Origin of the sequence: Mesorhizobium sp. M1A.F.Ca.IN.020.04.1.1 (genome assembly GCF_003997315.1) — a bacterium.
Classification (GTDB): Bacteria; Pseudomonadota; Alphaproteobacteria; order Rhizobiales; family Rhizobiaceae; genus Mesorhizobium.
Genome location: NZ_RZSN01000058.1, coordinates 18086 through 31191, shown reverse-complemented (window position 1 = coordinate 31191; position 13106 = coordinate 18086). Strand labels below are relative to the sequence as shown.

The following is a 13106-nucleotide window of genomic DNA, read 5'->3' as shown; positions in this document are numbered from 1 at the left end:
CCCCCTGCCATGACGGCGCGGCAATGCTTCGAGCGAAAGAACGGCGACCGCCTGCGCTCGCCTCCAGGACCTCAAGTCTATTTGAGGGCCACCGGAACGAGCTTGCCGTCGACCTTCCGCCACTCAAATACGACGAAGCCCGGCTGCTTGATATCCCCTTTGTCGTCATAGGAGATGGTGCCAAGCACGGTCGGGATGGCCGCTCCCGAATGGAGATAGTCGGACGCCGCCTTCGGGTCGTCGACCTTGGCCTTGGCGATCGCCTCGGCGAGGATCTGGGTGGCGGCATAGGCATAGAGCGTGACGGCTTCAGTGGGCACGTTCTTCGCCTTCAGGTCGGCGACCGCGTCTTTGGCTTCGGGAAAGCTCGCCGGATCGGGGAAGGACGTCATCAGCGTGCCGGCCGCGCCATCGCCGCCGATGGCGCCGAACTCGCTGTTGGATATGCCGTCGCCGCCCATCAGGACCGTCTTGACGCCCTGGTCGTGCATCTGGCGCACGATGAGGCCGGCCTCTGTGTGCTGGCCGCCATAATAGACAAGGTCGGCGCCCGACTCCTTGATCTTGGCGACAAGCGCGCTGTAGTCCTTCTCGCCCGGGTTGATCTCCTCGCGCAGCACCTCCTTGCCGCCGCCGGAATTGTAGGCCTTGGCCATCTCGTCGGCGAGGCCCTTGCCGGCCGTCGACTTGTCGTCGACGATCGCGACCTTCTTGCCGGCAAAACGCTCGAGCACGAATTTCGCGGCGATGATGCCCTGCTGGTCGTCGCGGCCGCAGGCCCGGAACGCGTCCCATAGGCCTCGCTCAGTCACCATCGGGTTGGTGGCCGTGGGCGTGACGAAGAGCACGCCGTTTTCTGCATAAATCTCCGAGGCCGGAATGGTGACACCGGAATTGTAGTGGCCGACGACATAGTGCACGCCGTCGGCGACGAACTTGTTGGCGACCGACACGCCCTGCTTGGGGTCGGAGACATCGTCGCCAACCGAGACGCTGAGCTTTTGACCGAGCACGCCGCCATTGGCGTTTATGCGCTGGATCGCCGTCTCGACGCCGACGCGGTACTGCTCGCCATAGGCGGCGTTCGGCCCCGACATCGGGCCGGCGACGCCCAGCACGATATCCGCCCTGGCGACGCCGGCGGCGGCGGCCATCAGGGCAGCAGTCATCAATCGCAGAATCATGCGCATGGTCATTCCCCTTTGTTGAAGAAGGCGGGCTTCTCGCCCGCGGCCCTTGCTTTTGACGAAGCGGGCTCCCTGCCCGCGGGTTCAGGCGCTCAGCTGACGAAATGCAGCTTCGTGAACCGGCGCCGGAATGCACTCACATCCGCCGCCACATCCTCCACGGCATCGTTGCCACGCAGTCCCCTGGCGATGAGGGCGGCAAGCTCGGGCATGTCCTTCTCCGTCATGCCCCAGCGCACGATCTCGGGCGTGCCGAAGCGCAGGCCGTTCATGTCGCCATCGACCGCCGTGACCGGCAGGCCGATGCCGCAGGTGAGGATGTTTGCACGCCTCAGCCGCTTCGCCGCCGCCTGGCCGCCGCCGAACTCCGCCGCTTCGATGGCGAACTGGTGCGAGGCGGTGTGCCCCTTGGCGGTCGAGAACACCGGCAGGCCGCGCTCAGCCAGCGCGCTTGCCAGCGCCTTGGCGGTGCCGGCCATGACGGCGGCATAGGCCCGGCCATGCGCCTTCCAGTCGAGCATGGTGATGGCCAGGGCGGCGGCCTTGGCGGCATCGAAATTGGCGGTCATGCCGGGAAAGGCGATGCGGTCGAGCTTTTCGGCGATCTCGGCGTCGTTGGTGACGATCAGGCCCGAAGGCGGGCCGCCGAGGCTCTTATAGGTGCTCATCGTCATCAGATGGGCGCCCTCCTCCAGCGGCTGCTGCCAGGCCTGTCCGGCGATCATGCCGCAGAGATGCGCGGCATCGAACAGCACCAGCGCACCGACCTCGTCGGCGATCGCCCTGATTTCCTGGATGGGATGCGGCAGCAGATTGAGGCTGCTGCCGATGGTGATCATCTTCGGCCTGATCTTAAGGGCAAGCGCGCGCAGCCTCTCGATATCGACCGTGTAGCCGCCGGCATCGACGGGCGCGGCATGAATCTCCAGCCCGTACAGGCCGGCGCAGCCCGCCATATGGTGCGTGACATGGCCGCCGATGGCCGGCGGCGGCGCGATGATGGCGTCACCCGGCCGCGCCGCGACCATGAAAGCATAGAGGTTGGCGATGGCGCCGGAAGGGACGCGGATTTCGGCGTATTTCGCGCCGAAGACTTGCGCCGCCAGCTCGGCGGCGATGACCTCGATGCGTTCGACGCCCTCCAGCCCCATCTCGTATTTGTCGCCGGGATAGCCGAGCGACGGACGCGAGCCGAGCCGGGCGGCAAGCGCGGCCTCCGCCTTCGGGTTCATCACATTGGTCGCCGGATTGAGGTTGATGCAGTCGGCCTCGTGGATTCGCCGGTTGAGCGCGATGCCGCCCTGTATCGCGGCGAGCACGGCGTCGTTCCCCTGCCCGCTTGTGGCCGTCGCCAGCGCCTGGATAAAATCCTCGCAGTGCGTGGGAACCCAGGGCCTGCGGGCAAGAGCGGTCATCGAAGCCTCCCTGTTGCCGGATGCGATGTCCGGCTCGTCAGGGCATGGTGGAGGCTTGGCCGGCCGAGCGCAAACGAGTAGTTCTAGCGGCTAGGCTTAGAAAATTTAGGGGTAGGAATTAGGGCAATGCGCCTGACTTAGGTGGTGCAATGCAGGAAGCGGATGGTCATTATAAGGAGAGTCTTTATAACGGTCGATCTGATCATGACCACCAAGGGGAGACGATGCGCTACATACGTCCGCAATCAATAGAAGAGGCCGCCGGCCTGTTGGCCAGCGCGGCCGGCCCGGCCGCGATCCTTGCCGGAGGCAGCGACCTTCTGGTGAGGATGAAGGGCGGCTTCATCGAGCCCGAGCTGATCGTCGACATCAAGGCGATCGCGGGCCTTATCGAAATCAAGGAAACGGCAGAAGGCTTCAGCATCGGCGCCGCGGTGCCCTGCGCGGTGCTCGGCGAGAACGCGGCGCTGAAGAAGGCCTGGCCGGGCGTCGTCGAGGCGGCCAAGCTGATCGGCTCGAAGCAGGTGCAGGGACGCTGCACAATCGTCGGCAATCTCTGCAACGCCTCGCCCGCCGCCGACAGCGTGCCGGCGTTGGTGGCTGCCGGCGCCGAGGCCGTGGTTGCCGGGCCGAACGGCAGGCGCACGATCCCCGTGGAAGCCGTGCCGACCGGACCGGGCCGTACCTCGCTGGCCAAGGGCGAGATCATCGAGGCGATCCTGCTCGACAAGCGCGCGCCAAATGCGGGCGACGCCTATCAGCGCTTCATTCCGCGCACCGAGATGGACATCGCCGTGGTCAGCGCCGGCGTGAACCTGACGCTCGGCGAGGCGGGCGCGATCAAGTCGGCCCGCGTGGCGCTGGGCGCCGCGGCGCCCACGGTGCTGCTGGTCGAGGAGGCGGCCGAGGTGCTCGTCGGCTCGAAGCTGGATGAGGCGACGCTGGAGCGGCTCGCCAAGATCTGCGCGGGCGCCTGCCGACCGATCGACGACAAGCGCGGCACCATCGAATTCAGACGGAAAGTTGCGGGTGTGCTGGCGAAGCGTGTCGCCACTACCGCCTATGAGCGTGCAGGAGGCAAATGATGGCCGGTGTAGCGGTTTCAACGACAATCAACGGCGACCACGTCGAATATCTTTGCCAGCCGGACGAGACGCTGCTCGACGTGCTGCGCGACCGGCTGGGACTGACCGGCGCCAAGGAAGGCTGCGGGACCGGCGACTGCGGCGCCTGCAGCGTCATCGTCGACAACCGGCTGGTGTGCTCCTGCCTGGTGCTCGGCGCCGAGGCCGAAGGCCGCCAGATCGAGACCATCGAAGGCATGGCGCATGGCGACCAGCTGCATCCGCTGCAGCAGAAATTCCTCGAGCACGCCGCCTTGCAATGCGGCATCTGCACGCCAGGTTTTTTGATTGCGGCGAAGGATCTGCTCGAGAAGAACCCCTCCCCGACCGAGGAGGAAATCCGCTTCGGGCTCGCCGGCAATCTCTGCCGCTGCACCGGCTATGACAAGATCGTGCGCGCCGTCCAGGACGCGGCAAACGTGATGAAGGGAGCCTGAGATGAATTTCGATCCGCGCTACTCGGGACGCAGCTTCTCATCCGTCGGCACGCGCCCGCTCCGCCCCGACGGCGTCGACAAGGTGACGGGACGCGCCCGATATGGCGCCGACTTCAACATGGCCGGGCAGCTGGTCGGCCGCGTGCTTCGCAGCCCGCACGCCCACGCGATCATCAAGAAGATCGACACCTCGAAGGCCGAAAAGCTCGCCGGCGTGAAAGCGGTGATCACGGCGAAAGACCTGCCGGACCTGACCGATGGCGATGCCGGCATGTTCGACACCCTCGACAATTGCATGGCGCGCAAGAAGGCGCTCTATGACGGCCATGCCGTGGCCGCGGTGGCGGCGATCGATGCCCGCACCGCCAGGCAGGCGCTGAAGCTGATCGAGGTCGACTATGAGGTGCTGCCGCATGTGACCGACGTCGACGAGGCGATGCAGCACCACGCCCCGCTCATCAACGATGCCATCTTCACCGAAGGGCTGGAGGAAAAGCCGGTCAAGCCGTCCAACGTCTCCAAGCGCACGCAATACGGCCATGGCGACGTCCACCAGGGTTTTGCCCAGGCCGATTTCGTCGTCGAGCGCTCCTTCAAGACCGAGCAGACGCATCAGGGCTATATCGAGCCGCATGCCTGCGTGGCGAGCGTCAATCCCGACGGCACGGCCGATCTCTGGGTCTGCACGCAAGGCCATTTCGTCTATCGCCAGCATTGCGCCCAGCTGCTCGGCCTCGAAGTCTCGAAGCTGCGCGTCACCTCTTCCGAGATCGGCGGCGGCTTCGGCGGCAAGACCCATGTCTGGGCCGAGCCGGTGGCGCTGGCCCTGTCGCGCAAGGCCGGCCGCCCGGTGAAGCTGGTGATGACCCGCGACGAGGTGTTCCGCGCCTCGGGGCCAACCAGCGCCACCTCGATCGACGTCAAGATCGGCGCGCGGAAGGACGGCACGATCACCGCCGCCGAAGCGACGCTGCGCTACACCTGCGGCCCCTATGCCGGCATGTGGGCGGAGATCGGCGCCATGACGGCCTTCGCCTGCTACAAGCTGGAGAACGTCAAGACCGTCGGCTACGAGGTGCTGGTCAACCGGCCCAAGACCGCGGCCTATCGCGCGCCTTCGGCGCCGATGGCGGCGTTCGCGGTGGAAAGCGCTGTCGACGAGCTCGCCAAGGAGATCGGTATCGACCCAGTCGAGTTCCGCATCAAGAATGCGGCGCAGGAAGGCACCCGCGCCTCCTACGGCCCGGTCTACGGCCCGATCGGCATCGGACCGACGCTCGAGGCGGTCAAGGAGCACCCGCATATGCGCGCGCCGCTGGCTCAGAACCAGGGCCGCGGCATGGCGTGCGGCTTCTGGTTCAACTTCGGCGGCCAGACCTGCACCGACTTGAACATCGGCATGGACGGCACGGTGTCGCTCGCCGTCGGCACGGTCGACGTCGGCGGTTCGCGCGCGTCGCTGTCGCTGGTGGCGGCGGAAGAGCTCGGCATCGACTACAGCCAGGTGAAGGCGATCGTCGCCGACACTTCCAGCCTCGGTTACAACGACATGACCGACGGCAGCCGCGGCACCTTCTCCTCCTCGATGGCGACCATCTCGGCCGCCCGCAACGCCATCAAGGTGCTGCGCGAGCGCGCCGCGCAGATGTGGGACATCTCGGTCGACGACGTTGCCTGGGAAAAAGGCCACGCGGTCGCCAAGGGCGAGAAGCACGGCAATCTCGGCAAGCTGTCGCTGAAGGAGATCGCCGCACAGTCCGGCAAGACCGGCGGGCCGATCGCCGGCCATAGCGAGCTCGTCGCCGACGGCGCCGGCGTCTCCTTCGCCACCCATATCTGCGACGTCGAGGTCGATCCCGAGACCGGCTCGACCAGGGTGATCCGCTACACGGTGGTGCAGGATGCAGGCAAGGCGGTGCACCCGACCTATGTCGAGGGCCAGTACCAAGGCGGTGCCGCGCAAGGCATCGGCTGGGCGCTCAACGAGGAGTATATCTACGGCAAGGACGGGCGGCTGCAGAACCCAGGCTTCCTCGACTACCGCATCCCGGTCTGCTCCGACCTGCCGATGATCGACACGCAGATCCTGGAAATCCCCAACCCCAACCACCCCTATGGGGTGCGCGGCGTCGGCGAGACCTCGATCGTGCCGCCGCTGGCGGCGATCGCCAACGCGGTGTCGAACGCGGTGGGCGTGCGCATGAGCCACATCCCGATGTCGCCGCCGCGGATTCTTGCAGCGCTCGAGGCCGAACGGGAAGGCTAGCATGCTGAAAAGCGCGAAGCGGTTTTCAGCTCACGTCACGGTCCAATGAGGATCAGGCGATAATGGTCCAAGTCACGCTCTGGGGCTCGCTCAGCGCCGCCGCCGGAGGCAAGGACAAGCTCGACATCGAGGCCAAGGACATCAGGGAGCTGTTCCGCAAGCTTGCGGAACAGCATCCCGCGTTCGAACCCCTGCTCGATCGCGGCATCGCCGTCGCGATCGACGGGACGATCTATCGCGACACGTGGTCGAAGGAACTGCCGCCGGGGGCGGAGATTTTCCTGCTGCCGCGGCTGACGGGTGGATAGGCGGAGCGGCCGACCGCCTTCGCCGGATTCGCGCTGAGCCTCACCCCTTTTTGACAGAGCCGGCAGTGACCTCATCCTTGTGCGCGGCAAAGGCTTCCAGGACCTCGGTCTTTGCGGCTTTCGGAACCTTGAAGCGGTCGAGCGTCCGCCCGAGTTCCGCTGCGACCTCGTCGAATTCGGCGGGAGAAATCTTCAGGTCCTTGTGGGCCTCCTCGAGGCCGAGCGGCGTCGCGCCCGGCTCGGTGGCCACGAACTTGAAGGGGCCGCCGGAAACATCGCACACCCACAGCGTACGCATGAACTTGAGGCCCGGCAGCCGTTCGAGGTTCTTGGTGTGCCATTTGCGCAGTTGCGGGTTCTTGGACTTCTTGCCGACGATGGGGTTTTTCACGACGGCGTCGCTGAAGTGATCGACCACGGCAGCGATGGCGAACACGCCCCCCAGCCGATCGTATAGACTCTTGTCCGGCGCGGTCTGCTTGGTCTGCGCCAGCGCATCGCCGGCGGGCAACATGGCGGTCGACGCGGCCGCCGCCGCCAGCACGGCGACGACGCTTCGTCTCGAAAGAGAGGTCGAAACAGCCGTTTTCATCTCTGGTACCTCCGTTGGGCCAGAGCCGGCCGCTCTGGCGGCTTCAATGTGTGATTGCGGGACATATGCACTTTGCCTCAAACGGCATCGTATGAGGAACTAACGAAACTGCGCCCGAAATATTCCTCCGACGTACCGGCATCCTGGCATCTATTCACGATGGCTAAAATTTTGCGTGACGGAGACGGATACATAAGCGGCGTCGCGCGTTAATGCGCCTATGGCTGACGGGCTCTTCCATGAATCGTGGCCTCGCGGACACGGCGAGATGGCGCGATTCATTCGCGAATATCCCTGGTCGGAAAGCCCGCTCGGGCCGATCGAGACATGGACGCTCAGCCTGAGGACGACGGTCGACCTGATGCTCGCCGCCGAAGCTCAGATCGTGCTTTTCTGCGGGCCGGAGTTTGTCGCGCTCTACAATGACGCCTACGCGCCGACCATCGGCGACAAGCATCCGCGCGCGCTCGGCCGCCCCGCCGAGGAAAACTGGTCCGAGCTCTGGACCGACCTCGAGCCGCTGCTGCGCGGAGTTCTCGAAACCGGCGAAACCTTCTCGGCCAGGGACCGGCCTTTCTATATCGAACGATCCGGCCTGGTCGGCGAGACGGTCTATTTCGACATCTCCTATTCCGCGGTGCGGGCGCAGGACGGCACGGTTGAAGCCGTGCTCTGCATCGTTTCGGAGACCACGGCCCGGGTGCTGGCGGCAGCAAAGGTGCGCGAAAGCGAGCAGCGGTTTCGCGCGCTGGTCAATGCCAGCTCCGACGTGGTTTACCGGATGAGCCCGGACTGGCAGGAAATGCATGAGCTGGACGGCCGCGGCTTCCTGTCGAGCGCCCAGGGGCCGGCGATCCGCTGGCGCGACGAATACCTGTTCCCGGAAGACCAGGCGAGCATCCAGGCGGCGATCGAGCGCGCCATCATGGAGCGCGGCGTGTTCGAGCTCGAGCACAGGGTGCGGCGCGCCGACGGGTCCGCCGGCTGGACCACCTCACGGGCAATCCCGATCGTCGATGACACCGGCAGCATCCTGGAATGGTTCGGCATGGCGGCCGACATCACCGAAAAACGGGCGAGCGAACAGCAGATCCAACTTTTGATGCGCGAGGTGAACCACCGCGTCAAAAACCAGTACGCCGTGATCCTTTCCATGATCCGCGAGACGAGCAAACGCGCGACCGACCCGCGCGCGTTCGAACACCAGATCCGCGAACGCATCATGGCGCTGTCGCGCTCGCACGACCTCTTGGTGCTCAACGACTGGCGCGGCGCAGGCATGGCCGACCTTGTGCGCGAACATCTGCGGCCGTTCGGACACGAAGAGCGAATCTCGCCTTGCGGGCCGGACGTGACGTTGCGGCTGAACGCGGTGCAGAACATCGGCATGGCGCTGCATGAGCTGGGCACCAACGCGACGAAATACGGCGCCCTGGCCGGCGACGCCGGAACCGTGCGGATGGACGGGCGGGTAGCACCGGCCCCCGAAGGCAGCGATTTCGAGCTGGTCTGGGAGGAACATTTTTCCGAACCTCCCGCGGCCGCCGATGCCAACCCGCATAAAGGCTTCGGCAGCGTCGTTCTCCAGCGCGTCGTCCCCACCAGCCTCTCCGGCAGCGCCTCCATGGAACGGCTGCCCGGCCTCGTTCGCTGGACGCTCTCGGCGCCGCTCGCCAACGTGGTCGTCGCCGGCGGGGCGGAGCTGGACGGCGATGAGCAGATCGCCGGGCTGACGTGAGGCCGGTTGCATCCTGGGAGACCGAACAGGGCGGCTCGCCGCCACGTCGGAAGCTCGCTGGCGCCGCCGAGCCCTCGCCGTAGCGCCGTACGCCGAATGGCTTGCGCTGCTCCCATTTTTGCTTTCCCCTTCCCCGCTTTTTTAGAACAGAAAAGCGCCAGCTTTTCTGTTCTGGACTCTGGATATTTGGACTCTGGATTCTGGCTTATGGATTATGGGGCTTATCCCAGGCCTTAACCCCTGGCTTATCCAAGCGCAGAATTCCGTCACACTTCCAAAGGCTTGGGCTACGGCTCCTCAGCATGCCTTGAAGCGCGTGCGCACGGGCCGGCGATCTCCTGTCGCTGTCTGCCAACAGTGAACGGGAACAAGAATGTCAAGCCGAGCACCGCTGACGGGGCGGCGATCGACCTTTGCCGTCATCGGCTTCCCGATGCCGAGGCATTCAAGGCGGCAGGCTGGCAGCCCGCCGGCGTCTGATGGCAGAGAGATGCGGCTGGCCTGCTGCAGCCAGCCGCCGCCGGCGGCTTATGAATTCTTTGCTGCGGATCCGATCTCCACATCGTCCAGCCCCTTGGCCTTGTAGACGACATAGGAGATCGCCCAGGCGGCGATGAAGATGCCCATAATGGCGAAGCCCAGATTGTTGAAATTGTCGTTGAGCGTGCCGACGCCGTTCCAGAAGCCGCCCGACAGACCGAACTTGTCACCGATCAGGCCGAGCGCCTCGATGCCGCCGATCAGTACTGCGACAAGGACCGACACCAGGGTGATCGTCATGTTGTAGTACAGTTTGCGGATCGGCTTGACGAAGGCCCACTCATAGGCGCCGAGCATCATCACACCATCGGTCGTGTCGACCAGTGACATACCGGCCGCGAAAAGCACCGGGAAGACCAGAATGGCCTCGAACGGCACGCCCTTGGCCGCTTGTGCCGCGGACACGCCGAACATGGCGACTTCGGTCGCGGTGTCGAAGCCAAGGCCGAAGAGGAAACCAAGTGGGAACATGTGCCAGCTGCGCGACACCAGCCGGAACATCGGGCGGAAGACGCGGGCCAGGAAGCCGCGATTGTTGAGCAGCAGGTCCAGATCCTCCTCGACAAACGCCCCACCGGCCCGCACCCGCCGATAGCTTCTGTAGATCGAGAAGAAGATGACGATGTTCATCGCCGCGATGGCGAGCAGGAAGAGTGCGGAAACGCCGGTACTGATGGTGCCGCCAATCTCCTGAAGGGTCTGGAAACGGCCGAGCAGGGACGTTGCCGCCGCGATAGCCGCAGCGACGATGACGACGATCGTCGAATGGCCGAGTGCGAAAAAGAAACCGACGGAGACCGGCCGTTTGCCGTTCTGCATCAGCTTGCGCGTGACATTGTCGATGGCCGCTATGTGGTCGGCATCGACGGCATGGCGCAAGCCGAGGCCATAAATGACGAGAGCGACGCCAAGCAATGTCGGCTTGTCGTGGAAGGCGACGAAAGCCCACAGCCACGCCCCGACGTTGAGAATGGCGAGCGCGCCGTAGATTGTAATCAGCCTGGCCTTCAGGTCGGGCGCGGTTTTGTTCAGCATTTTCGATAGTTGGATCAGCATGGTTCTGCCTTTGACGTTGCCTGTCATCGCAGGGAACTCGCCCCGCCGTCCGGCCAGGCGCGCACACCGGATCACCCCGTCCGATGTTCTGCTTTGACGTCCATGATGGCAGGTCTCCTGGCTCGCGGATTGCCGCCGCTTTCGCCTTCCCGGCCCATGCAGCCAGTGGCATCGTGAAAACGGCATGCCGCTTACAGTTGCGGGGGCAGCCACGGCTTTGGATTTCTCCGCACCGCGTTCCCTTTTGATCCCCGAAGGGAACCATCGGCGCGAATTCGCCACACCGCGGTTGGCCAGTCAATCAACAACTCCGACGGCCAGCCGCCTCTCACGCCATCGTGACGAGATCGCCGCGCCCCCCTCACACCCCCAGCGTCGGCTCGGTATTCACCTCCAGCGATTCCTCTGCCTCGTCCTCCTCGCCAAGCACGTCGCCCTTCACCGGCAGTGCCCGGCCGATCCAGATCGGGTCGATAAGGTGGTCGCGCTTGGGGTTGGTGGTGTTGGGATGGATGAGGATGCTCAGGCCGCCGTGGTTCAGCATCAGCCAGGGAACCAGCGTGGCAAAAATCTCGGTCGCGAAGGAGACCTGGTACATGGCTTGCTGGTGCGGGCCGACCGGCTCGTCGCGCCAGTTGCCCAGGCGCACGCGGAACCGTTCTGCGATGCGCTGGCGCAGCCATTCGGCATGCTGCCGCTCGGCTTCCCCGCCGTAGTAGATATGGGCGTGATAGCTGGCGATCTCGGCGATCGGCCTGACTTCGTTCATCGCGATGCTCCCCTTCGATGATTTTTTTGCGCCCGGCGGAACTCTAGCCGAAGCGCGGGCGCCTTGTCTGCAGCCGGCTGAGGTCCGCGCCTGCGGTCGGCAGGGTTATCGGATATGGCGCTCCCCCGCTCAGTCTCAGCTGCGCCGAGCCACCTCTCCCGTCCACCTTGTGGGGGCGAGGAATTGCCAAACCGCCGAGGTTGCAACCGGCAGGAAGGATGGCAACGGCCGTTGTGCCTTTGCCTCTAAATCACCGCGGTGACCGCGCCCTTCGCATTTAGGCGACAGCCGACTTTCGCCTGCCTCACTTCGATGCCGCCTCGCCCGTCATAGTCTATGCGCACCTCGATCGGCGCGTTGAGCCCGCTTCGGCGTTGACGCAAGGGGCCGGCGCTGACCGTGTAAACACGCACGGCGCCGAGGGGCTTGGCGGCCGCCGCGATCGCGGCGCGACAGGCGCGCACTACGGCGGCCGGCGTGCCGGGTATCGCCTTCGGAGGTGACAGCGGCGCGATGCGATAGCCTTTGGTGACCCGCCGGAGGTCGCCGCCGGCGGATCTGGAGGGCCTCAGCACTGGAGGCAGCACAATGGTCTGCGTCGCGCTTTTGGCCAAAGCAGGGGCTGTCGGCACCGCGGCCGGGTTCTGCGCAGAGGCAGCCGATCCGCTGACGGCGGAAGGATCGTCGCCCGCGGCGGCGGCGCCCACGCTTGTCGACACGCCTGTGCTGGTGCTGCCCAGATTGCCGCCGGCATTGACGCCGAGCGATCCGCCGCCGGTCGATGCGCCGACGTTTGCGCCGCCGACACCGTCGGCACTGGCGCCCACGCCCGCCGACACGCCTTGCGAACCGGCGCCCAATCCGGCGCCCACGCCGATGCCGCCGACCTTGCCGCCCACGCCGACGTCAAGCGCCGAGGCAGGCCCGATCGGGATGGCGATCGCCAGCGCGGCTGCTAGGTATTTTTTCATGGCCAGACCTTTGTTCCAAGGCCAACCTTGTGTGGCTCCTCATCGAGCGTTCCGCTCGACAGCGGTCTGCGAAGCCTTCGTCGCGCGAATGCGTGCCGAGCGATGGCGACTTCTCGCCCTGCCAGGCATCGGCCTCGGCGGTGACCGGCGCGGCTGGAGGCCGCTCGAAAGACGAATGATAGAAAAGCGGTCTCGGCAACGCCAAGCACTGAAAAAGGCTTAGGACTTCTCCTTTCAACTTAGCTGTCGACAGCAGGGCAAGTTTGAGCTCGCCTACGCGCTGCTAACGGGTAACTTTCAAATTAGTTTCAACTAAAAAGCAACAGAACAAGGACACCACCGTGCCAGTGCCGGTTGCTGATGCCGACGCCGGGCTCTCGTCGAAATGGCCGTCTCGGCTTCGCCGGGCCAATTCTCTCCCACTTCCTGGCGTGCGCGGGCCTGGAGGCTTGAGAGTCGCCCAGGGCGGCAAGGCGCCCGCGCTACCGGCTCGAAGCCGCAACGCTCGTCGCGCTGGCCGACAAGGATGCGGTGCTGGTCGGCCAGGCCGACCTGTTGCGATCGACGGTCGAGGGTGCGGCCGGCGATGCGATCCTGGCCAACAAGCGCGAGATCGAGACCGGCATCGCCGCCATGAGCGCCACATTGCGCGACAGGCAATCGTTCCTGCTGTGAGGGCCGGCTAGGCCTTGCCCCTGGAGCG

Annotated in this window: 12 protein-coding genes and 1 riboswitch; of the genes, 6 read left to right on the top strand and 6 right to left on the bottom strand. The window is 65.4% G+C overall.

The window, feature by feature from the left end; translation table 11 throughout:
• Window positions 1–77: 77 nt before the first annotated feature.
• Together EOA49_RS14310 and EOA49_RS14305 are read right to left on the bottom strand one after the other, a co-directional pair.
• Window positions 78–1196: a branched-chain amino acid ABC transporter substrate-binding protein gene (locus EOA49_RS14310; RefSeq protein ID WP_082953877.1), complete on the bottom strand. Its 1119-nt coding sequence runs from the start codon at window positions 1194–1196 to the stop codon at window positions 78–80.
• An 83-nt stretch (window positions 1197–1279) separates the two neighbouring features.
• A complete protein-coding gene (locus EOA49_RS14305; RefSeq protein WP_127241338.1) occupies window positions 1280–2602 on the bottom strand; it encodes an aminotransferase class I/II-fold pyridoxal phosphate-dependent enzyme in 1323 nt (440 codons plus the stop codon).
• A 224-nt stretch (window positions 2603–2826) separates the two neighbouring features.
• Here EOA49_RS14305 and EOA49_RS14300 point away from each other — a divergent pair, with 224 nt between their 5' ends.
• The 4 genes from EOA49_RS14300 to EOA49_RS14285 all read left to right on the top strand — a co-directional run bounded on the left by EOA49_RS14300 (window position 2827) and on the right by EOA49_RS14285 (window position 6737).
• Window positions 2827–3687 (top strand): xanthine dehydrogenase family protein subunit M, encoded by an 861-nt coding sequence (locus tag EOA49_RS14300; RefSeq protein ID WP_127243207.1) that lies wholly within the window; start codon window positions 2827–2829, stop codon window positions 3685–3687.
• Entirely contained in the window at window positions 3687–4163 is a 477-nt protein-coding gene (locus EOA49_RS14295; protein WP_066997187.1) for a (2Fe-2S)-binding protein, read from the top strand. Before EOA49_RS14300 ends, EOA49_RS14295 begins: the two co-directional genes overlap by 1 nt.
• Window position 4164: 1 nt before the next feature.
• Window positions 4165–6429 (top strand): xanthine dehydrogenase family protein molybdopterin-binding subunit, encoded by a 2265-nt coding sequence (locus tag EOA49_RS14290; RefSeq protein WP_066997120.1) that lies wholly within the window; start codon window positions 4165–4167, stop codon window positions 6427–6429.
• A 62-nt stretch (window positions 6430–6491) separates the two neighbouring features.
• On the top strand, window positions 6492–6737 hold the full coding sequence (locus EOA49_RS14285) for a MoaD/ThiS family protein (protein WP_127241957.1): 246 nt from the start codon (window positions 6492–6494) through the stop codon (window positions 6735–6737).
• A gap of 40 nt (window positions 6738–6777) precedes the next feature.
• On the opposite strand, the gene EOA49_RS14280 is transcribed toward EOA49_RS14285, so the two are convergent.
• Window positions 6778–7281, bottom strand: a complete 504-nt coding sequence (locus tag EOA49_RS14280) for a group 1 truncated hemoglobin (protein WP_245460654.1) — start codon at window positions 7279–7281, stop codon at window positions 6778–6780.
• A 316-nt stretch (window positions 7282–7597) separates the two neighbouring features.
• On the opposite strand from EOA49_RS14280, the gene EOA49_RS14275 reads away from it, so the two are divergent.
• Window positions 7598–9067 carry an HWE histidine kinase domain-containing protein gene (locus tag EOA49_RS14275; RefSeq protein ID WP_164749225.1) on the top strand — a complete coding sequence of 490 codons (1470 nt, stop codon included), beginning with the start codon at window positions 7598–7600 and terminating at the stop codon, window positions 9065–9067.
• A gap of 528 nt (window positions 9068–9595) precedes the next feature.
• Here the strand turns inward: EOA49_RS14275 and EOA49_RS14270 are convergent.
• The 3 genes from EOA49_RS14270 to EOA49_RS14260 form a co-directional block, all read right to left on the bottom strand.
• Window positions 9596–10663 (bottom strand): HoxN/HupN/NixA family nickel/cobalt transporter, encoded by a 1068-nt coding sequence (locus EOA49_RS14270; RefSeq protein ID WP_127242037.1) that lies wholly within the window; start codon window positions 10661–10663, stop codon window positions 9596–9598.
• Between the two features lie 89 nt (window positions 10664–10752).
• Window positions 10753–10944, bottom strand: a riboswitch (cobalamin riboswitch).
• A gap of 80 nt (window positions 10945–11024) precedes the next feature.
• The gene (locus EOA49_RS14265; protein WP_127242036.1) at window positions 11025–11432 is read right to left on the bottom strand and encodes a DOPA 4,5-dioxygenase family protein; all 408 of its coding nucleotides are present in this window, start codon (window positions 11430–11432) and stop codon (window positions 11025–11027) included.
• A gap of 245 nt (window positions 11433–11677) precedes the next feature.
• Window positions 11678–12403, bottom strand: a complete 726-nt coding sequence (locus EOA49_RS14260) for a hypothetical protein (protein ID WP_095802578.1) — start codon at window positions 12401–12403, stop codon at window positions 11678–11680.
• A 531-nt stretch (window positions 12404–12934) separates the two neighbouring features.
• On the opposite strand from EOA49_RS14260, the gene EOA49_RS32625 reads away from it, so the two are divergent.
• The gene (locus tag EOA49_RS32625; RefSeq protein WP_156751069.1) at window positions 12935–13078 is read left to right on the top strand and encodes a hypothetical protein; all 144 of its coding nucleotides are present in this window, start codon (window positions 12935–12937) and stop codon (window positions 13076–13078) included.
• Window positions 13079–13106 lie beyond the last annotated feature (28 nt).

Coding starts and splice junctions, on each gene's coding strand:
- EOA49_RS14310 (WP_082953877.1), bottom strand. CDS start 1,196: ATGACCATGCGCATGATTCTGCGATTGATGACTGCTGCCCTGATGGCC.
- EOA49_RS14305 (WP_127241338.1), bottom strand. CDS start 2,602: ATGACCGCTCTTGCCCGCAGGCCCTGGGTTCCCACGCACTGCGAGGAT.
- EOA49_RS14300 (WP_127243207.1), top strand. CDS start 2,827: ATGCGCTACATACGTCCGCAATCAATAGAAGAGGCCGCCGGCCTGTTG.
- EOA49_RS14295 (WP_066997187.1), top strand. CDS start 3,687: ATGGCCGGTGTAGCGGTTTCAACGACAATCAACGGCGACCACGTCGAA.
- EOA49_RS14290 (WP_066997120.1), top strand. CDS start 4,165: ATGAATTTCGATCCGCGCTACTCGGGACGCAGCTTCTCATCCGTCGGC.
- EOA49_RS14285 (WP_127241957.1), top strand. CDS start 6,492: ATGGTCCAAGTCACGCTCTGGGGCTCGCTCAGCGCCGCCGCCGGAGGC.
- EOA49_RS14275 (WP_164749225.1), top strand. CDS start 7,598: ATGGCGCGATTCATTCGCGAATATCCCTGGTCGGAAAGCCCGCTCGGG.
- EOA49_RS14270 (WP_127242037.1), bottom strand. CDS start 10,663: ATGCTGATCCAACTATCGAAAATGCTGAACAAAACCGCGCCCGACCTG.
- EOA49_RS14265 (WP_127242036.1), bottom strand. CDS start 11,432: ATGAACGAAGTCAGGCCGATCGCCGAGATCGCCAGCTATCACGCCCAT.
- EOA49_RS14260 (WP_095802578.1), bottom strand. CDS start 12,403: ATGAAAAAATACCTAGCAGCCGCGCTGGCGATCGCCATCCCGATCGGG.